This is a genomic window from Actinoplanes sp. NBRC 103695 (assembly GCF_030269485.1).
Lineage (GTDB): Bacteria > Actinomycetota > Actinomycetes > Mycobacteriales > Micromonosporaceae > Actinoplanes.
In genome coordinates, this window is sequence record NZ_BSTL01000063.1 from 1 (window position 1) to 20,107 (window position 20,107).

The 20,107-nt window shown below is 64.9% G+C and carries 17 protein-coding genes and 1 pseudogene; 9 read left to right on the plus strand and 9 right to left on the minus strand.

The genetic code is table 11. The features are described from left to right. The first annotated feature begins 237 nt into the window (after window positions 1-237). Window positions 238-1,013 (plus strand): IS5 family transposase gene (locus tag QSK31_RS47285; RefSeq protein WP_285691762.1). Its coding sequence is split into 2 segments (ribosomal slippage): window positions 238-529 and window positions 529-1,013, totalling 777 coding nucleotides; the frame shifts between segments, so codons are not numbered across the junction. Between the two features lie 297 nt (window positions 1,014-1,310). Next, the gene (locus tag QSK31_RS47290; RefSeq protein WP_285691746.1) at window positions 1,311-3,524 is read left to right on the plus strand and encodes a DUF262 domain-containing protein; all 2,214 of its coding nucleotides are present in this window, start codon (window positions 1,311-1,313) and stop codon (window positions 3,522-3,524) included. 174 nt (window positions 3,525-3,698) lie between these two features. Here QSK31_RS47290 and QSK31_RS47295 read toward each other — a convergent pair whose 3' ends face one another. From QSK31_RS47295 to QSK31_RS47305, 3 genes are all read right to left on the minus strand, one after another. Further along, window positions 3,699-5,330 (minus strand): recombinase family protein, encoded by a 1,632-nt coding sequence (locus QSK31_RS47295; RefSeq protein ID WP_285691747.1) that lies wholly within the window; start codon window positions 5,328-5,330, stop codon window positions 3,699-3,701. Between the two features lie 514 nt (window positions 5,331-5,844). After that, window positions 5,845-6,450: a response regulator transcription factor gene (locus QSK31_RS47300; RefSeq protein WP_285691748.1), complete on the minus strand. Its 606-nt coding sequence runs from the start codon at window positions 6,448-6,450 to the stop codon at window positions 5,845-5,847. Beyond that, entirely contained in the window at window positions 6,447-7,601 is a 1,155-nt protein-coding gene (locus QSK31_RS47305; protein ID WP_285691749.1) for a sensor histidine kinase, read from the minus strand. Before QSK31_RS47305 ends, QSK31_RS47300 begins: the two co-directional genes overlap by 4 nt. Before the next feature lie 131 nt (window positions 7,602-7,732). Here QSK31_RS47305 and QSK31_RS47310 point away from each other — a divergent pair, with 131 nt between their 5' ends. Beyond that, window positions 7,733-8,557, plus strand: a complete 825-nt coding sequence (locus QSK31_RS47310) for a hypothetical protein (protein WP_285691750.1) — start codon at window positions 7,733-7,735, stop codon at window positions 8,555-8,557. Window positions 8,558-8,589: 32 nt separating this feature from the next. On the opposite strand, the gene QSK31_RS47315 is transcribed toward QSK31_RS47310, so the two are convergent. After that, complete coding sequence (locus tag QSK31_RS47315) at window positions 8,590-8,805, minus strand: hypothetical protein (protein ID WP_285691751.1); 216 nt, start codon at window positions 8,803-8,805, stop codon at window positions 8,590-8,592. 155 nt (window positions 8,806-8,960) lie between these two features. Between QSK31_RS47315 and QSK31_RS47320 the strand changes: the two are divergent. Beyond that, window positions 8,961-9,026: pseudogene (locus QSK31_RS47320) on the plus strand (hypothetical protein); the annotation flags it as partial. Between the two features lie 107 nt (window positions 9,027-9,133). Here QSK31_RS47320 and QSK31_RS47325 read toward each other — a convergent pair. The 3 genes from QSK31_RS47325 to QSK31_RS47335 all read right to left on the minus strand — a co-directional run bounded on the left by QSK31_RS47325 (window position 9,134) and on the right by QSK31_RS47335 (window position 13,001). Then, window positions 9,134-9,619 carry a hypothetical protein gene (locus tag QSK31_RS47325; RefSeq protein WP_285691763.1) on the minus strand — a complete coding sequence of 162 codons (486 nt, stop codon included), beginning with the start codon at window positions 9,617-9,619 and terminating at the stop codon, window positions 9,134-9,136. Next, the gene (locus tag QSK31_RS47330) at window positions 9,603-10,184 is read right to left on the minus strand and encodes an RNA polymerase sigma factor (RefSeq protein WP_285691752.1); all 582 of its coding nucleotides are present in this window, start codon (window positions 10,182-10,184) and stop codon (window positions 9,603-9,605) included. The genes QSK31_RS47325 and QSK31_RS47330 overlap by 17 nt, the downstream gene beginning before the upstream one ends. A gap of 372 nt (window positions 10,185-10,556) precedes the next feature. After that, on the minus strand, window positions 10,557-13,001 hold the full coding sequence (locus QSK31_RS47335) for an AAA family ATPase (RefSeq protein ID WP_285691753.1): 2,445 nt from the start codon (window positions 12,999-13,001) through the stop codon (window positions 10,557-10,559). 596 nt (window positions 13,002-13,597) lie between these two features. On the opposite strand from QSK31_RS47335, the gene QSK31_RS47340 reads away from it, so the two are divergent. Beyond that, window positions 13,598-14,233 carry a hypothetical protein gene (locus QSK31_RS47340; protein ID WP_285691754.1) on the plus strand — a complete coding sequence of 212 codons (636 nt, stop codon included), beginning with the start codon at window positions 13,598-13,600 and terminating at the stop codon, window positions 14,231-14,233. Between the two features lie 606 nt (window positions 14,234-14,839). Further along, on the plus strand, window positions 14,840-15,646 hold the full coding sequence (locus tag QSK31_RS47345) for a transglutaminase-like domain-containing protein (RefSeq protein WP_285691755.1): 807 nt from the start codon (window positions 14,840-14,842) through the stop codon (window positions 15,644-15,646). 170 nt (window positions 15,647-15,816) lie between these two features. Here the strand turns inward: QSK31_RS47345 and QSK31_RS47350 are convergent, their stop codons facing one another. Continuing rightward, a complete protein-coding gene (locus QSK31_RS47350; RefSeq protein ID WP_285691757.1) occupies window positions 15,817-16,488 on the minus strand; it encodes a hypothetical protein in 672 nt (223 codons plus the stop codon). Window positions 16,489-16,829: 341 nt separating this feature from the next. Here QSK31_RS47350 and QSK31_RS47355 point away from each other — a divergent pair, with 341 nt between their 5' ends. The 3 genes from QSK31_RS47355 to QSK31_RS47365 all read left to right on the plus strand — a co-directional run bounded on the left by QSK31_RS47355 (window position 16,830) and on the right by QSK31_RS47365 (window position 19,293). Continuing rightward, complete coding sequence (locus QSK31_RS47355; protein WP_285691758.1) at window positions 16,830-17,273, plus strand: hypothetical protein; 444 nt, start codon at window positions 16,830-16,832, stop codon at window positions 17,271-17,273. A gap of 100 nt (window positions 17,274-17,373) precedes the next feature. After that, on the plus strand, window positions 17,374-17,784 hold the full coding sequence (locus QSK31_RS47360; protein ID WP_285691759.1) for a DUF6228 family protein: 411 nt from the start codon (window positions 17,374-17,376) through the stop codon (window positions 17,782-17,784). A gap of 696 nt (window positions 17,785-18,480) precedes the next feature. Next, the gene (locus tag QSK31_RS47365) at window positions 18,481-19,293 is read left to right on the plus strand and encodes a hypothetical protein (protein ID WP_285691760.1); all 813 of its coding nucleotides are present in this window, start codon (window positions 18,481-18,483) and stop codon (window positions 19,291-19,293) included. Here QSK31_RS47365 and QSK31_RS47370 read toward each other — a convergent pair. Continuing rightward, the gene (locus tag QSK31_RS47370; protein WP_285691761.1) at window positions 19,290-19,724 is read right to left on the minus strand and encodes a hypothetical protein; all 435 of its coding nucleotides are present in this window, start codon (window positions 19,722-19,724) and stop codon (window positions 19,290-19,292) included. The genes QSK31_RS47365 and QSK31_RS47370 overlap by 4 nt on opposite strands. Between the last annotated feature and the right edge of the window lie 383 nt (window positions 19,725-20,107).

Sequence of the window (20,107 nt, forward strand, 5' to 3'; positions counted from 1 at the left end):
GGTCTTGTGGGCCATGGCTAACACAATGTCCCGCAGACTGGCCGGAGAATCCACCCAAACCTGGCGCGACTAAACAGGTACATCGCAGACGATATCCGGCACTCACGGATCAGATGCCCTCTTAGAGCTCCTAACACGATCTGCTGAATCGACGTTGATCAGCGCGACGAGGTGAAGATCAGTCTCGTTTCGATGGTCGTGGGCAGGCCGTGGGATGTCGATGACCGGTTGTGAGAACTGATCGAGCCGCTGTTGCCGCCGTGGCCGGCCAAGGCGCCGAGGCCACGGCCCGTCCCGGACCGACGGTGTTTGCAGGGCGTCTTGTTCGTCCTTCACACCGGCATCGGGTGGGAGGACCTGCCGCAGGAACTCGGCTTCGGTTCCGGGATGACCTGCTGGCGCCGGTTGCAGCACTGGATCGAGGCTGGCGTCTTCGACCAGCTGCATCAGATCCTGCTCGCCAGGCTGAACGCGGCGAACCGGATCGACTGGACCCGGGCGGCGATGGACGGCAGTCACATCGACGCCAAAAAGGGGGCGCCGGAACAGGGCCATCGCCGGTCAACCGGGCCAAGCCCGGCTCCAAGCACCACCTGATCTGCGACGGCAACGGCACCCCGATCTACGTGCTCACCTCGGGTGCGAACGTGCCCGACATCAGCCGGGCTGTCGACCTGCTCGACTGCTACCCACCCATCGCCGGCCGCCCCGGACGGCCACGACGCCGGTTCGCGATCCTTCTCGCGGACAAGGGTTACAACAGCGAAGCCTTCCGCCAGGCCTGCCGCGAGCGCGGCACCGAACCGATCATCCCGAAGCCCAAGACCGCCGGGATCAAGGGCCTGGGCAAGCTGCGCTACGTCGTCGAGCAAACCTTCGCCCTGCTGCACCAGTTCCGCCGGCTGGCCGTGCGCTGGGAACGCCGCCTCGACATCCACGACGGTCTCGTCAGCCTCGCCTGCGCCATGATCTGCTGGCGCCGCTTGATCAAATGGACCGACCAGAGATCGTGATAGGAGCTTTTAATGACGGCCGGCTCCCGAGCGGCGGTGCAGTCGCAGGTCGGCGGCGCAGATGGGGCGGGCGGTTTCCCTGGGTTCACGGCGACGGTTGTGAAGGACAACTATCGGGCCGCCCGTGGGGAGGCGATTGCTGTTGGCCGTCCACCTGCGACACTCCAGAGCGGTTTGCCTCCGCTGCGGGCTCTTCTCTGACACCCGAAGACTGCCTAGAGTGTAGTCACTCCGTCACTTGCAGTGATGTCGATTTGTTGTGCCGCGCGACGAGGCAAGCCGATCTTGGGGGGTCTCATGGGCAGTTCGATCACCGGCAAAGCCTTCAGTCTGAATGCGCTGTTCGAGAAACCCTTCTACCAGATCGATTACTACCAACGTGAGTATGCATGGTCAGCCGACGATGTCCGGACGCTGGTCACGGATCTACTCAGCGCCTTCGACGACCACTGGCAAGGCGGTCGACCGCGCTGGCAACGGGCGGAGCCTGAGCACTTCTTCCTCGGCCCGTTCGTCTACGTCGAGGAGTCGCGCGGCGTTCGATATCTCGTGGACGGTCAACAGCGCTTCACCACCCTCCACCTGATCTTCATGCACCTTCGACGCATCGCCCAGTCGTATGGCAAGCCCTCGACCGTAGACAAGCTGAACAGGGTCATCGGAGAGTTTCACGGTAACCGACTTCGCTTTCGCATTGACATCGACGAACGCCGCGAGTTCCTCACCCGCCTCTACGACGGCGTCCGTTTCGAACTCGAAGCCGGCGCACCGATCTCGGTGCGCAACATGTCCTTCCGCAGCGATCTGATCAAAGAACGACTCGACCAGCAACTCACCGCCGAAACGTGCGCTCCGTTCGTCGACTGGCTACTCAATCACGCCGTGCTCATCGGCATCAAAGCCGGCAACAAGGCCAGCGGCTTCAAGATCTTCGAATCGATGAACGACCGCGGGGCCCGCCTAACCTCCGCCGATCTCGTCAAGAGCTTCCTCATCTCCCAGGTCGGCTCCCATCAGGATGAGCTCAACGAGCGGTGGCGCAAAATGCTCGCCAGGGTGACGACCGACCAGGAGGACCCCAACGCGCCCAAGGAGTTCCTCAAAGCAGCACTGATCGCCCGATACGCCTCCATGGGCGATGAAAGCAGCGCTGACATGCGCGAGATCGATGAGGCCCTCAACATTTGGGTACGTAAGAAGGCGGAAGACCGCATCGGCCTCAAGACCAGCGATGACTACTTCAGCTACGTCGACGACCTCATCTACCTGTCCGAACACTATGTTCGCTTTAAGAAGGCGCTGTCGAAGCCCTATCTCAGCGACAGGCTGGAGGGCATCTACTACAACGCCGTAAACGGCCTGACCAATCAGTTGCAGCTCGTCCTCGCCGCTGTGCGGCCGCGGGACACTGCAACCGACGCCAAGTGCAAGGCACGCCTGGTGGCCAACTACCTCGATCGACTCTACGTCTCTCGCATACTCAGCGACCAGCCGCTCGGCGCCCGCGACTTCGAGGCCGAATACCGCCTTCTCATCCCGCAGCTGCGCAGGTGCGAGACCGAGCAGCAGGTCGCGCAAACCCTGGCAGCAGCTCTCCCCGCCGAGGATTTCGAGGCGATCCACAACTTCCAGCTACGAGGCAACAACAGAGCCCAGGTCCGATACCTCATCGCCCGCCTCACCGCCTACGTCGAAGTCGGTTGCGGCAAGCACGACCTGAGCGCCGAATATCTTAACGAGAACCGCGCCTGGCAGGTCGAACACCTCTGGCCCAAACATCCCGACTGGTACAGCGACGAAATCCCTGAACCCGGCGACTTCCTGGTCCTACGCTCAAGGATCGGATCCCTGGTACTGCTGCACCGCAAGGACAACGCCAGCCTCAACGACATGCGTTTTCACGAGAAAATCGACCGGTACGGGAGGCAAAACAACCTCACGGCCATCCTCAACCCCGGTCACCGCCGCAACAACACCTTCATCCGGGACTTCGTCAGCGACAACGACCTGGGCAGCCACTTCCATGACTTCGGCACCGATCCTAAGATGCAAACGGTGGTAGCCAGCCGGACCGAACTGTACCGCCGGTTGTGCCAGATCATCTGGAGCCCTCAGCGCCTCGGGTTCCCGACAGTCGACCCCCCTGAACCGGCAGAGCCGTCTGGTCAGGACGAAGCTGCGCCGCAACCCCGCCGTCGCCCCATGCCAAACGGACGAACCGCGGTCGCGCGTATGATCAAATACGGCGTCCTTCCGGAGGGCGTATCGATCTTCGCCCGCACCAGCAACTACCGCGCCACCATCGATGGCGACGGGATCATCTGGCTGCCCACCGGCGATGCGTTCGTCAGCGTGGACGAAGCTGGCAGAGCGATCTCCGGACTTGAGAAGTGCGACGGGCTCGACTTCTGGCAAGTGACTGGCGAAGACGGCGCCACGAACAGCCTCCGCATAATCCACAACAAGGCAAGAGTTGAAGGTCGCCTCACCTCCGCACAACGCCGGCGATAATCAGCGCATCATGTGCCTGTAGGTACGGGTGGCGCGGTCTTCACGGCTGGCACGTCAGTTCCTTATGGGCGATCACCGTGTAGCTATCAGGAGTATTGGGCCTCGGACACAGACTAAATCCCCACGGTGTACGCCAAGATCGACTGAGGCGTGCACCGTTTCTGTTTCTGGCCGCTAGGTCAGAATCAGTCCGAGTTCGCGGTACAGGTCGGCCTTGACTGCCGGGTCAGCTTGCTTGATCACCGTGCCGATGTCACCCAGATCAGTGACGAGCCGGCGGAGGTCGTCTCGGGTGAGGCGATTCTGTTGCGACTGGGTGAGGGCGCTGAGCTCGGCTTGCGCCAGGCTGCGCTCGCGTTCGTTGTCGGTGATCCATCCGCTGACGACGGCCGGGTCGGCTCCTGCATCCAGGGCGGCACGGTATTGAGTCCGCTTGGCTTCGCATCCGACGATCGCGCTGCGCAGCAGGTCTGCCCGCATCTGTGTGGGGTCGACCGGCTGCGTGTCAGCCATGGCGGTGAGGGTGCGTTCGAGGTTTGCGGGAGCGAATGCCGATGCGAGCCAGGCGTCGATCGGGCCGAGAAGGGCGTCCTCTCTGACGAAGATGTTGAGTGGGTGATCGACTTCATTGGCGATGGCGTATTCGCGGGTGTAGCGGCAGCGGTAGTAGGCGACGCCGTGGCTGTACTGGCCTTGCATGCGCCTGTCGCACGGGCCGCAGTGCACCCGCCCTCGGAACACGTAGGTATTTCGGGTGCGGTGCTTGACATGGGGTGTGCCGCTGGTGGCGCGCCGCTTCATCAGATTCTGGACTTGCTCGAATGTTTGCAGGTCGATCAGAGGTTCATGGCTGATGTCCTTGGAGACGATCCACTCGGCGGCGGGGTTCCAGCGCATCACGCTGGAATGTCCGAGCGCGACGTCATTGACATTGCGCAGCACCTCATCGGTGCGTTGACGGTTCCACACCTGCCTTCCGGTGCAGCGAGGGTTCCGGAGTATCACGCGGACCGCGCTCTTGGACCACGCCACCCTGGTGCGATGGCTGTTGCGTGCGCGGTCCTGCGCTGACGGACACGGTATGCCGTCCTGGGTGAGGCTTTCTGCGATGGCATACAGGCCCGAGCCCTTGAGGAATTCACCGAAGATGCGGCGGACTACTAGTGCCGTCTGCGGGTGGGGTGCCAGCGCATGCAACCGTTTGCCGTCTGCCGCCTTTCCGGGATTGGGGTGGGGTCCCGCATCGCGCAAGGTGTACCCGTACGGCGGGCGACCGCCAAGATAGCGGCCCTCGAACAGCGTCTGCGACGCCATCGCCGCCCGCACCCGCACTTTGATCCGGTTACGTTCACCTTTGCTCATGCCGCCGAAGACTGACATGACCAGATCATGCGCTTCATTGTCAGGATCGATGGGCCCACCGACCTCCGGCACCCAAAGTTCGACGCCGTAGTGCGCAAACAGCGGCAGCGTGAGACCAAACTGGTTGCCATAGAACGCTCGGTGCGGCTCACCGATCACCACCGCATCGAAGCCCCGCCCAGGGTTCGACAACGCGGCGAGAAGCCGGCTCGCCTCGTGGCGGCGCTGCCACGGCAGGGATCGCGACATACCGACATCGAAATACTCGGCGACAACACCTCCCTCACGCGGCGCGATCAGGCTCTCCGCCCGAGCAAGCTGCCAGTTGCGCGATGACTCAGGATCTTGATTGTCTTCCGTCGAGACCCTGCCGTAGAAGGCGAAGGCCACCGTAGGCATGCCTCGGGTAGAAATGTTGCGCGAGCCCGAGCTCACTTCCTTCATAACTCATCTCCAAATCCAGTTCCGGTCCCGCTCTTCTCCGGCCCGCAGGAGAATGTCAAGCAGTGCGCGCGCTGCTCCACCCGCGATTTCCGGTGCGCCGTCTGGCGGGATAATCTCCGGCGACAGGTCAGCATGATTTTGCGAATCCGTGCCGTTCCCATCATATCCACGATTTGTATCATCAACGTTATCGTATTGGGCCGTTCCCATTTATCCCCAATGGCACTTTTGCCGCACATCTGGCGGCAGCTCGAATGCGCATTCATGGGTGACTCCTTTCATTTGGTCCATCTGTAAATGAGCGCTAGTCAGCGCGGAGGCGATCGATCGCACTAGGCGGAGATCCTTCTACACAAAAGCGCAGGAATATGATAAGAGAATTTACTCGAACCATGGTGGACCATGCTGGACAGAATAAGAACCGCGTTATCGCAGCTCAGGGCCCTGATGTGGTCGTCAGCGCTGTCCGCCGACGTCGATGATCCGGGAACGTCCGAGCGCGGGTTTGATCCAGTTACAGCCAGCCGTGGTCGCGGGCGATGGCCGCCGCTTCGGCGCGGGTGCTGACGCCGAGTTTGGCCGTGATGGCGGTGAGGTGGTTGCGGACGGTGCCCGGTGACAGGTGCAGGCGCCGCGCGACCATGGGGACCGGGAGGTCGGGCTCGGCGTGGCGGAGGACCTCGATCTCGCGCGGGGTGAGCGGGCACTCCGGCATGGTGAGGGCGTCGGCGGCCAGCGCCGGGTCCACGTAGCGACCGCCGGCGTGGACGCGACGGATGACGTCGGCCAACGCTCCACCGGGTGCGCCTTTGGCCAGGAAGCCCTTGGCCCCGGCGGCCAGCGCCTGTTGCAGCTGGGCCGGACGGCCGCGGCCGGTGAGGATGACCACGGCGCAGGTCGGCAGGACGCGGGACAGTTCGGCCGCGACTGCCATGCCGTTCAGTGCGGGCATCTGCAGGTCCACCACGGCCACGTCGGGCCGGTGGGCCAAAGCGGCGTCCACCGCGGTGCGGCCGTCGGCGACGGAGGCGACGACGTCGATGTCCGTTTCGAGGCCGAGCAGTGCGGCCAGGGCCACGCGGATGAGCTCTTCGTCGTCGGCCAAGAGAATCCGGATCACGATATCGAGGGTACGACCGCTTCGACGGTGAACCGGCCGTCGGTCGAGTGGGTGCGCAGGGTGCCGCCTATCTCGGTGAGGCGTTCGGAGAGTCCCCGTAGTCCGTGGCTGTGGCGGTCGGGGCGGGGGGCGGTGACGCCGTCGTTGACCACCGTCATCGTGACCGTGTCACCGGCACCGTTCGCGCCGGCATCGGGGTGGATGCTGATCGTGCACGAGGTGGCGCGGCTGTGCCGGAGGACGTTCGTCACCGCTTCGCGGAGCACGGCCGCCAGCGGCGCGGCGACGGCCTCGGGGAGGTCGGCGTCAGGCGCAGTGACGGTGCACCGCACCCCGGACGAGCGCAGGACATGCTCGATGGAGCGCAGCTCCGCGCGCAGGTCGATCTGACGGTAGCCGTGCACGACCTCCCGCACCTCGGCCAGTGCCGCCGCGGCCAGACGACGCACCTCCGCCGCCTCGTCCGCGGCGCGGCCGGCGTCCACCGGCGCGAGCCGCTCGGCCAGCTCGGCCTTGAGCGCGATCACCGTCAGACGGTGCCCGAGGAGGTCGTGAACGTCGCGGGCGAACCGCAACCGCTCCTCCGAGGCAGCCAGCCGCGCCTGCGCGGCGCGCCCGTGCTCGGCCTGGACGAGCAGGTCCCAGAACCAGACGGGAAGGGCGTTGAGTACCGCCACACTGCCGCCGACGGTGACCACGATCAGCACCGCCTTGGCGGGGTCATCGCCTGCGGCCAGGGCGACCACGACGGTGACGAGCACGGTCAGCACGCACACCGCCGAAGCCTGCGGCCACCGGGCCAGCAGCGGCACGATGCCCATGATGCCGCAGGCCAGCCATGCCCAGGTAGGCCAGCCACCCCCGGCCGGCCCTACCAGGGGAACGGAGAGGACGGACGCGGCGGCCAGCGCCACCACCGCCCGGCGACGGGTTCGCGGCTCGGTCCACGGGGTGACGAGCACGTGCAGGACGGCTGCCAGCGCCGCCGCGAACAACGCGATGCCGACCGAGCCCATCGCCACCAGCCGCCCATCCGGCTCGCGGTACAGGCCGACCGCCGGCATGAACAGCACCATCGCGGCGTTGGCAGCCAACGCCACCAGGGTCACGGTGCGGGCCTGACGCTGCCTGCGGGTCCGTTCGCCGTTCATCGCCCGATGTTAAGCGCCCGCGTGCGGGGGTCCGGCCATGAAGTCCGAACGGTCCGGCCGTGACATCCGCACGGCGCGGTGCTGACGGCGCGACGGTGCCTTTTGCACCGCATGCCGCCGAGGCTGAAGACATGACATCGCTGACCGCGAATCCACCGGCTCTGTTCACCCGACCGTTCCTGCGTCACCTCGGCGAGATGATCCTCGCGATGCTGCTCGGCCCGCTGTTGATCGGCCCGCTGTGGCCCTACCTCGTCCCGGCGGACCTGCTGGCCCGGGCCGACATGGCCGCCGCCACCATGGCCACCGGCATGGTGGTCACGATGTCGGTGTGGATGTGGCACCGCGGGCACGGGGCCGGCGCCATCGCCGAGATGGCCGCGGCCATGTACGTGCCGTACCTGGTGCTGCTGGTGCCGTGGTGGCTCGGGCTGATGGCGGCCGAGGCGGTCACGGTGGGTGGCCACCTCCTGATGGTGCCGGCCATGGTGCTGGCCATGTGGCACCGCGCCGCCGAGTACACCACGCACCGGCCGCAGCCGACGCGGCCGGGGCCGTGGGCGGCCGTGCTGAACCGTTGGCCGACCGCCTTCGCGCTGCTCGTCACGGCCGACAACCTGGTCGACCCGCGACCGCTGCCGGCCTGGACCATGCTCGTGCTGCCGCTGGGCTACCTGCTCATCGGCGCCGTACGGCGCACGCTGCGGCCCCGCCGGGTGCTGATCACCCAGCTGGTGGGCCTGGCGGCCTACCTGCTGCTGGTGCTGGCCGCGACGGTGACCTCAGGCGACACCAGCCTGTACCTGATCGGCGCCGGATGGCTCGCGCACGCCGGTTGGGATGCCTGGCACCACCGCCGCAACGCCGTCGTGCCGCGCGGCTACGCCGAATGGTGCTTCGTGGTCGACGCCGTCATCGGCCTGAGCGTGATCGCCTTCGCATCGTTGTTGCAGTGAGAGCCCGGTGCCACCCGTGCCCGAGGGCGGCGTCAACGTGCGGCGGGACGTTCCGGTGTGGGCGCGGCAAGGATCGATTGAACCGTTGCGGTGACAACAACGGGCGCATTGGAGTGTCGATGCGCCGGAGCGGATCTCCTCGGCGGCGCCGTAGAGGATGCGGCGCCGTAGAGGATGTAGTGCGCCGCGTTGACCAACCAGATGATCGGCAGGTCGGAGCGGAACGCGACGGCGAGCCGGCCTTCCACCGCTGCTGGTCACCGCAACCCGTGCCGACGCACGTCCTGGTCCGGGCCGCCAAGACCGGCGTTTCGAGGCTGTTCGCGATGCAGATCTACAGCGACGAGGCGGGCGTCCGAAAACCGAACCCGCAGATGATCTGGGCGCTACCGCCGCACTGGGCATGCCGGCGCGGAAGTGCTGGTTCGTGGGTGACAGCCGCCGCGACGTGGTGTGCGCGCGGCGGGCCGAGGTGGCGATGGCGATCCTGATGCGCTCGGTCCGTACCGACCAGGAGGACCCGGCCGCCTGGCCGTCCCGGACGCGACGGTCGAGGACGGCTTCGGCGTGCTGGAGTTACTCGGTCAGGCGGGGTAGCCCGAGCTGCCCACACGTCCGGTCGTCGCCGGGGAAGACGGCGGCGACACCGTTGGCCAGGACGCAGGCGGTCAGCGGCGGCGGTTCCGACGGCGTACCGTCCTGCGTCGAGTTCAGCTTCAGGACGCCCGCCTGCCACAGGGTCGTGCACACCTGGACGGCGCTGCGGGCCGACTGGTCGCGGGTGGCCGTCGCCGTCTGCTTCGCGTAGTCGTCGTTCAGCGTCGCCTTGCTGTAGCACTGGGTCTGTTCCATCGGCGGCACCTCGGCCTTGCGCGCGGCGACGTAGGCGGCCGCCGCCGTGCCACCACCCAGCACGATGGCGCCGCTGACCAGCATCACGGCGACCCGGCTGGTGGCCCGGGACCGGCGTGGGCCGGCCGCGGCGTACCCCTCGACAAGGTTTTTGTGGTCCGCGGCCCGGGGCATGGTGCGTTCCCGCGGCAGCTCATTCAGATCGAACATCGGCGAACTCTTCCTTCGTGGTGGTGTCGGTGACGCCCAGGCGCTTGCGGGCGCGGGCGAGGCGGGATCGGACGGTGCCGACCGGCACGCCGAGCGCGACCGCCGCTTCGGCGTAAGTGAGCCCGGACATCAGCACCAGCGCGACGACGTCCTGCTCGGCCCGTCGCAGGCCGGCCAACTGGTGCAGCAACGGCTGCATCCGCCGTTCGTCGTCGAGCCGGGCCGCGATCCGGTCGGCCGGGTCCGGCTCGTGCGCCGGTGGCGGCAGCCGCAGCACCGCGGCGTCGTAGCGGCGAGCGGTCCGGCTGACGTTGCGGACCACGTTGTTGGCCACGCCGAGCAGCCACGGCAGCAGCCGCCCGTCGACGTCGACCGCCTTGGCCCGCGTACGCCAGGTCTCGAGAAAGACCAGCGACGTAGCGTCCTCGGCCGCGCTCCACGAGCCGAGCCGGCGGAAGCAATGGTTGTAGACAGCGTCGGCGTGACGCTCGAAGACCACGCCGAACGATTCGCTCCGGCCGTCGATCGCGGACCGGAGAAGTTGGGCATCCGTGGGTGGGTCCATAACCTGTCCATGTCCGCTCGGCCGGGCGGAGTTCCCGCCGCGCCCTAGGCTACGACCACCGGTTCTGCCGCGAACTGGTCAGAGATCGCGGCATGATCGCCCGGATCGCCGGTAAGGGCGTCGAATCCGCCACCTACCTCGGCCGGCACCGATACGTCATCGAGCGATGCCTGGAATGGGTCAGCCGGTTCCGGCGCCTGGCCCGCCGCTATGACCGCAAGGCCGGCTCTGCAGACTTTGACGGGGCGGCGGCCAGCGCGCATGCTCAGGGGCAGGTCCGGATGATGGAGATCTGGTCGAACCCCGAACGTGCGGAGGGCCTGCGGATCGGTAGGCCGATGAGGCTGCGGGTGCGAGTTTGCGTCTGGTCGGTTACTCCCTGTCGGTGGTGCTCAAGGAGCGTCGGCGAGTGTAGTTCTGGGCGAGGCGGTCTTGCAGTTTTGCGTGGCGGAACTGGTAGACGGGGCCGGCTTGGCGAAGTAGTCCGAGTCGGTGGGCGTCGTTGAGGAAGCGCAGCAGATGGAGAGGGGTCTGCTGTCGGATGCTCAGTACGGATACGGTGACGAGGTATCGTCCGCTGGGTTGGTGGAGGCCGACCCCGAGGGCGATCACCAAAGCGAAGAGGAGTCCGTCCGCGAGTCCTCTCGCCAGTCCTCCTTCGCCGGTGAGCGTGTTGGGGATTCCGAATGCGACTGCAAGGGCGAGTCCGCCGGTGAGTGATTTGGCATAGGCCAGTTGCAGGTCACGCCGCAGGGTAATGGTGGGGGTCTGTGGGCGCTCGTCGGTCAATGGCGTTTCCGCCCAGTCGCTCAGCCCGCTCGCGAGCCAGGCGGCCAGGCCGAACACGAGCCCAATCACGAGCGCGGACATGGGCCCGTTCGCGAGTTCGCCGACGGCCGCGAGGAGGACGAGCCCGTAGGCGAACCCGATTGTGAATCCGAGCGTGAACCTGAAGAGCTGCCTGCCCCGGTTCCACATCGTCATACTTCGTGCGAGTAGCCGTCCTCGTCCTCGAAGTCGCAGGTCGGCGTAGGCCGGTCCCTCCGCAGGTGTGAACCCGATACCCTTGGCCGCGAGCAGGACGACGGCCACGACGGGGACGGCGCCCGTGATCCCGAACGCCAGTCCGACTAACGCCTCTCCTTCGACGAGCCCGGCGCCCACACCCGCGCCCATCACGAACAGCCCGAGGCTGAGCCCGAGCGCGAGCCACACCGTGAAGCCGACCGCGACCCCGACCGCGACCCCGAACACAAGCCCGAGTATCAGCCCGTTCGCCACACCGGTCGCGAGCCCGTACAGGAGCCCGTCGTGGAATCCGACCGCCAGGCCAAGCGTGAGCCCAGCGACGAGTCCAACGCTGACCTTGATCAGGCGGCGGGCTACCCGGTGCAGCTGCCACCAGGCGATGTCGCGGCTGCCGATTCTGTTCAGGTGGTGGGCGAGGAATTCCAGCCACCGTGTGGCTTCGGCGGGCTTCCAGGTGTGCAGGGGGCGGAACGGATGCTCGCCGTCTTTGTCCTTGGGTGGGTTGACGGTGATGAGCGCGTCGACCAGGTGGTCGAGCAGGTGGTCAAGGATCGTGTCAGCGGTGGGGAAACGGCCGACGTCGCACAGTTCGGCGGGATTGGTGCGGGGATCGATATAGACCTTACGCAGTAGCCACAGCGCAAGAGGAGTAGACAGCGCTTGGGTGATCGGACTGCTCCGGTCGGCTCTCAGTGTTGTCAGAAAGTCCGGCCAGCTGCGACCGATCCTCGGTGGGAGGCAACTTGTCACATAGCTGGCGGCGTCGGCGGCCGTGAGCGGGCTCGGTTCGATCACTGCTCCACCGGTGAGTACATCGCCTCCCGGCGCGGCGACGGCTGTCTGGTACTCCGTGCTTCGGCAGGTGAGTATCAGCGGATCATTGCTGACCTCATTGAGTCGCGTGAGTATCTTGGGGCGGATCTCTTCGGGAAGTTCGTCCATGCCGTCCAGGATCGGCAGAATCCTGCGCTGGGCTGCCAATGAACCGGGGGCATCCGGCCCGAACGCAGCAGCCCGCAACGCCGGGTAATCCTCGGCGAGGCGGCGAGCCAGCCACTCGTACAGCGAATCGGCGTGGGGGTCCCAATCGGACATGGACACGAGAACCGGAACCGGGTCGTGGGCCTCGGCGTGCTGAAGCAACTGTCGTAGCAGCAGCAACGCCAACGTGGTCTTACCCGTCCCCGGGTCACCGAGAATCACCAGCCGCCGACGCGTCAGCTTGCGGAACTCTCTGGCCAGCTCGTCAATGCGGTCAGTTCGGCCAGTGAACCGAGGCCGGCCGCGACTGATCAACGAACGCAGCAGGTCCCTCCGGGCTATATGATCCGTACGATCCACAACATCGAGTTCGGTGAACCGCCACCGCACCGCGAGCGGGCCCGGATCATCCAGCTGGCGGACGGCAATCTCACTTCGCCATTGACGTAATACTTGACCAGATAGTTGGCGTTGAGCCGCGTCTGTCTGCTCGGAAGTAGAGATCATCGCGGCCGTTGCCGGCCGTCGGCGGGCCCACAGGACCAAAGTCACCGCCAGCGGCGATAAGCCGACGATGAGTGCACCGATTCTGGCCGCTGATTCCAGACCACCTGGAGAGCGCAAGGCCACAACGATCATGGTTGCCGCGGCACCGATCGCGATCAGGGCGACCGCCCACCTCTTCCAGCCCGCCACTCCCTCACTTTCGCAGACCACAAACCAAACCACCAGACCGCCGTGAACGCCGTCCGCGCCCGGTGAACGACCGCCCGAGATCGGCTCTCGAGGCGATGCGATCGATGCCACCTATAGGTCCCTCCCAAGTGGAGGCTCAGCTGGCGGAGCGGCGTACCTCGACAAGCCGTGAACCGCAAAGAGGCCGAACAGAGGAGCCCGGCACGGCCGTCACCGATGAGTGAAACGCAGACCACCGCATCGACCGCCGAAGACCTCTACGTGGCGCTGTACGAACTCGGGGAACATATCGCGGCTGGCGCGCCATCGCTCAGCCGACCGCCCAGGAAGTCGAGCGACTTGGACGCCTTCTCCAGGGACGTTGCTCACTCTCTCAACCGCAGACGCAACACATACTGCGATCACCTTGAGTGACGCCCGCGCCCTTTCTCAGCGGCAGTTGAGTGCGCGGCGAGCTGTAGTGCTGCAACACCGCCTTCGGCCATCAGTTGGCCTGAGATGATCGAGGCTGTGAGTGACGGAGGACCAGCATCCGACCGTTTGCTATCAATGGCGGGTCGCTTCGCGTTGCGGTGATCAGCAAGCGGTGGAGGATGTGCGTCAATTGAGCGTCAAGATCACGGAGCGCACTCACTTGACAGCTGGCTGTAACTTCAAAAAGGGTGAGGATCGTATTTGCTAGCGTGGCGGGTCTAGCGGCCATGCTGGTGGCTGCACTGTTCGTCCACCTCATCATGAGCCTCCTGGCCCGCCGGAAGCGTGGCAGTCATGCCGCTGACGAATCGCGGTGGAAGGCAGAATCACTGGTCGCACTCTTCGCCCTTGGCGTAGCGGTGGTCTTTGGCCTCTTGGCCCTGCCGTCAAACGCATCGAAGCCACTCCCGATTCCGACTGCGCTGCCCACCTCTGTGCCAACTGCGGAACCCACCGCTTCGCCGACGTCGCCCCCACCCGCGATGCCATCCACCTCTCCGCCGACCCATCCCGACGTGTACGACGTTGCAGAGATCCTCGACGTTGCTGACCGGACGCCGTTCGCCGACGTCAAGGTGAGGGTCAGCGGGCTCCCGTCAGCGGGCACGAAGCATCTGCTTGTGGCCGCGTTCGACGGCAAGTGGCAGCTAAAGGGCGAAGTGCCGGCGAAAATCGGCACGCACGTGATTCCGGCCGACTTGAGCCAAGCAACTGCCGGTCGGTGGCGCGAGTTCTACGTCGTCCGCGCCGACATCGATGCGGCAAGGAAATGGGAAGCCAGCAAGGACAGCGTACTGTCCGCGCTACCGACCGGAACAAAAAAGATCGCCGGCCCCATGGCGCACCAGAAGCCCTACGTCACAGAGTGATCAGCGGACTTCCGAGGGGTATGCCGTGACGTCTCGACCGCTGAAAGGTTTCGACGACGTCGACAGGGCCGGATCGGTACTCGGTCGGGGGCAGGTATGCCAAATCGCAGATGTCGGCCACGGCGTCCCGCGTCACTCTGCCGCTGGTCGCTGACCGGCACGCCGGGCACCGATTCGGGCAAAGGAATCCACGTCGGGCTCGTCGTTCCACCCACGATGCGGAAGACCGTTGTCTGACCACACATGGACCTGGCGGAACTTCGGCATCACGCACTGTAGAGGTCAAAGCGCCCAGCTTGAACCAGCCTTACCGGCAGGTCGCCCGCGTCTGAACCTTCCGCCCATACTCGCAGCTTGTGCTGTAACCCTTAGGCTCTACCGCAGCTTCGCCGCCGCCGCGCCAGACCACTGCCTCATCGAAACTGACTACAACGAGTGTCGGCGGGTGCGCCGCAGCAGGCAGAGACAGAGTGCCAAGCCAGCGTTCTCCGCGGCAGAACAATGCAGTCGATCTTGGGCCGAAGGGACCTGGATCGAACGGTTGTCACTGACCACCGACAATGATTACTGGTATGCGTTCCAGCGAATTTTGTACCCTCCCTCCCTATGAATGAGATCGCACGGTTCTACCGGCAGCCAAGCGCGACCTCCGACCTCGGGCGCCACCGAGACCAATTGCCCGGCCTTCCGGCTGACCCTGAGGCACTCAGCGCAGTCGTGCGAGGTCTGCTGATCCACAACTACACAGCGGAAGTTCAGGGCCTGCGATTTTCGACCGAGCGCATGTCGCAGAAGGAGACCGTCGGCGCCGAAGCGATCCTGGACAACGTGATCGGCATCGATGCGGCGCCCTTGCGTCACGAGCGGCCCGTCGAGCAGAGAATGTTCGGCTTCTGCTACCACTTCGCGCTGCTGCACTGCGCCTTGCTCCGCGCAACAGGCACCCCAGCCCGTATCCGATGCGGCTTCGCCGGCTACTTCGCGACGCAACTCTGGATCGACCACTGGGTGGTTGAGTACTGGGACGGTTCCGGCTGGATTCTCACCGACCCCCAGACCGGGCGCAGCAACTTGACTGATGACGACTTCCAGGACGGCGTCACCGCCTGGAATCTATGTCGCGGTGGAGCTTCGCGGTCGGCCGCGTACGGCAACGGAGAGCTGTGGGGCTGGGACGAGCTGCGAGGCAGCCTGATCGATGACGTCGCCGCCCTCAACAAGGTCGAGGTCTCCGGCTGGTACTGGTGCGACCGCCTCCAGGTGGAGCCCCTCGATCAGCCGCACGATGAACTCGACAAGTCACTCGACGTCCTCGCCGAGCTCGCGGCCGCCGCGGAGTCGGTCGACGAGATCAGGAAATGCTTCGACCTGTATCCGGAGCTAAAGCCGCCGGCAGAAGCCGTCGCGCGATAGAACGCCCTCTCATCGGCATGATCGTGCGTCGGGTTGCCTACTGCATGCGTCACGTTAGGTGACGGGCTCGCCGTCGGCCGCCGCACGCGGTCGGCCGCAGACGAGGTCGCTTGGTGTGCTGAGCTCGTGGCGTTTACGCCCGATCGGCCCGGCCAACGTGGGTAGTCGATCTAGTCGATGTCGTGCTCGGTGATGAGCGAAACAAACCAGGTGACGTCCTCGGGTGTGCCGTCGTCGGTTCCGCGATAGTTGGTGGCCATGTCGACGACGAGCAGCGCGTCGTCGAGAGTTGTCAGCAGTCCGGCATTGCCTGTACGGATCCCGAGACTGTCGAGTGCCTGCACGTCCAGCCGGTAGCAGAGCCAGCTGTGGAATCGGCCGGCCTCGAAGCCGAGTACTTCGAATCCGTGAACCGTGCCCGGTGGAGCGGCTGCGGGCTGGGCGAGGTTGATTTGGATTGGATGCGGAAGGTCACCGATCCACTTCTCGATCATGGCCGCGAGTGTGATGGCCGACGTTGCTGGCAGGCTCATGCTCAGCACGTGAGCGGTCGTCGGGTTCGGCGGCGCGTGCCTGACCGCGTCGGCTGCGTGTTTCAAGGTGCGATACCAAGGCGCAAACATGGGCTGTAGCCAGGGTTCGGTGTCCCGGCCGACGGGGAGGAATTCGGCAAGGCACTCGCTGACGGTGGCAACAGCGCGGGGCAGACTCCCGGCCCGGTCCCGCCCGGTCGGCATCCAACGGGAGCCGGCCGCGAAGCCGGCCAGCACATAAGTCTCGGCGTCCGTCATCCGCATATCATCGACGCAGCCCAGCTCCGACGCCACGACGTACCGTTTCACGCGCCGGAATTTCAGGCGGATCCTCCTTGGGCCAAGTGGACTTCGAAGATCTTCATTACTTCGGTGGCGCCTTCCGTGCGGCATCTGAGTGCGTGTTTGCGCGCGCTCAGCTGGGCCCGCTTCGGGGCCGTCCTGCTTACTCTTCGTCCGGGTGACAGTCCGTCTGGCATTCTGCTGGGGTGGAGCAGTGGGCATACGGCGGAACGACTTACCAGATCAATTCGATGTACGCACTACCCGATGACGCCTGAACCTACGAATTGACAGGGCCTCCCGGCAACTCTGGCGCGCTGGCCGTAATAGTCCCGGATGCGACGCCGGACGATGGCCCGTTCACTCCCATGGATGCAAGCCACGCGCAGGTTGCCGCAGGCGACGGCCCCTTGCCGTGGCCCTTACTGGTGCGCTTCATCCGCTTGGTCGAGACCTCCGGCGACATCGTCTCGAGCACGCTGACCATGACCGGCGATCTCTCGTCGTCTCTGAACTCGTGGCGATTCGCCGGTCGAGGTTTTGAGGTCACCTCGTACCACGACAGCGAGCACGACGGCTGGTGCTACGAGCTGTACGAAGCCGACCCGGCCGGCACCGCGAGCAAATACATCGACGTACGCATCCCCTACCTGCACCCCGCCCGTGACCCGTTAACTCCTTGTCCCGCAGCACACATCGTCTTCGCCTCCCACGGCAACCCCGTCCTCCCCTGGCCGGTTGTACGGCACTTCCTCAATACCATCTCGGCCAGCGGCAACATCATCGACGATCCGGCTCGACCAGGAACATGAGCTAACACGCACGGACAGCGGCATGACAGTGCGCGGTCACAGTTGATGACCGAATCCAATGTTGTCGCTTTCCAAGGCCGCCGGATGTCATCCTGCCCCTGTGTATAGAACACTCGACGACGGCATCGAACTCGTGGCCGACGACGGACAGGCTCGTGTCCGCCTACTCGGCCCTCAGCGGCCCTTCGCGGACGATTTCGTTGACTTCCGTGTCGAGCTGCAGGACTGCGGGCTGAACGCCGCCACCGGCGTACGGACCATCGAGGGCGACGGGCTCCGATCCTGGACCAACACGCTCGCCGACTCGTACGCCGGTTGGGAGGGTGAACAGTCGTGGGAATCGCTTGAGCGTGACGCTCGCATCTCCGCGCGGCATGACGGACGTGGCCACGTCACTCTGAGGTTCGTTATTCGGGGCCCGCGTGCATACGACGAGGCGGCCTGGAAGGCATCCGTCAGCGTCAGCCTCGACGCCGGGGAGGACATAGTGGGCTTCGCCCGGGAGATTTAAGCTTTCGTCAGGTGACGATGTGTATATATGTACGCACGCGCACCGTCCGCGGCATAAGAGTGCGGCCACTCGGCATGTTCAGCCGCCGCCAGGGCAGAGCGCTGGTCAAGTCCGGTGACGGGTTGATTGGCCGTGGTACGGGAGTTACGAGTCAGGCCCGCAGTCACCGATTCCAGATTTCACCATGCGATCAATAGGGACCTCTGCGTCAGTGACACACTCAGGGAGACCCTCATACCGATCAACTTCGGGCAGGCGAACCATAACACGAAGCCAGCGGCCCAGCTCTCGACCAGTTGTCCAGGCTCCTGTCATGTCCAGGCGCCATTGATCTTCTGTTCTGGCACACACCCGACCGCGACGATGACGCGGCCATCGAGGCGGCGTTGCGGTATCAACCCGCCGACTGACCACGACCCGGAAACCTGCCGCGGCCGGATCTTGGAGTGAGCGGTTGTCGATCATCGGAAGCCCGGTCGCCTCGCGATCATTTGATGTAGCAATGGCGCGGGGCTCGGCGTCCACGGCCAGTCGATCGACCGAGCCACGACCGGTGGCTCCATATCTAGCCAGTACACGCATCATTGATCATGTTCTCGAGTGTCCATAGTACCCATGTCACTTTGCGGCGGACGTCGTTCCATGTTGACTGATCGGCCACCTTCCATCCGACCGAGGTTCGGCTACCGTACGGCCATGCCTGCGGCCGATGTTCCTTTCTCACGCACAGAGCATGGTCACTACGATGTCCGTAGGGGTGCAGCCGGCTATGCGCCCATCATCGGCGCCTTTGGCGCTCTTTCGGTTACCGCTATTGTTGTCGTATTCACAGTTCCGGCGTCAAGATCGGCGCACAGCGGGCTGTATCTGATGCTGGCTACCGGGCTTCTCGTCGTGGCTATGCTCGGCAGCCTGCTCGGCGCCATCGGTCTAGCCGCCATCGGCGCCGAAAAGGTACCGACGGCGAATCTCGCCGGCTCGGTCATGTATATCGGTGTACCTGTGGGGGTTTCCGTCGCCGCCATACTCGGAGCGTTCGAGGTCCTTGCCGCACTATTCTTGCCGGCCTCGACACAACTGTTCGCGACAATAGTCGCGGCCGGAGGAGCCTTCGGCGTGATATTTGTTGCGTTCGCGATCGCCGATAGCGTGTCGTTAGGGCCAGCAGACGAGCAAGAGCACGCAACCTGGTCGAGGACAAAGAGATGGCTCAAGGATCGCGACGAGGCAAACAGATGGAGCAGCATTGTCGCCGCGGTCGGGGTCATGCCGATCCTGGTGTCGACGATCCTCAGGTTCGCTGGCGTCAGCGCGCGACCTACGAGCGTTGCAGCCAATATGCTGGTCGGTATCGGAATCGGCTTTACCATCGTCGGCACCTTGGCTTCGTTGCTGCGCTCATCGCATCGCTCTGACCATAAACAGATTGAGCTGCGCAAGCGAGAAGCATTTATGACAACACTGGCGGTCGGTTTCTACGTCGCTTTACTCATGGTATTCCTGCCTTAAGTCGGTCGGACTTCAGGTAGCGGTCCGACTCCTTGCCGTTCGTACCCGGTTTGGATGACTCCGGCGATCCTTCGCAGGATGGCTGCGCTTTCGGTGTCGTTCCATTGTTCGTTGAACTGGGCCGATCGCTCGAGGGTGGACACGACGAGGCTCCATTGCATGTCGGTGAGGCGGATCTGCTGTGTCTGGCCGGGCGCTGACCAGGTCTTGAAGCCCTCCGCTGTCTTCGGCCAACCCGGGTTCTGAGCCCAGCCTGCCCGCCGGATGCTCTTTGCCAGTTCCACCAGCTGCGGGTGTGGTCGTCCGGGTTGCATGTCCCAGTTGGGGCTGAGCATCTCGCTGACTGCGTTGTCCATGACCGCGTCGACTCGCAGCCAGTCCGCAACGGCGATGACGATGGGAATCTCAGCTTCGCGGGAATGGGCACTCATGCCGTCGATGGTTACAGCTGAGACTGGAGCTGATCAATCCGAAAGCGTCGGCTCGCCGCGATATCGCACTCGGGTCGAGGCGGGGCATCTGCTGCCATCGGTATCGGTGATGAGGGGCCTCGCAGCCGTTCCTTGTCGGTGCGGAGGCTTCCTGACCTGGGTTTTGCCGGTAAGTCCGAGAGCCACGCGCGGGTGATCCTCATCGGGTGGAGTTGAGTGCAGTTCACAGCCGTTCAACGCGGTCGAAGACCGTTCAGAACTAGAGCGCATCTGACGGATCATGGTCGGCTCCGGTCGGGTTTGGCGCGGAGCCAGATCATGATCGAGGCGATGGTTACCGTTGCCTCGTAACGGTTTTTCAGCTTGTCGTACCTGGTCGCGAC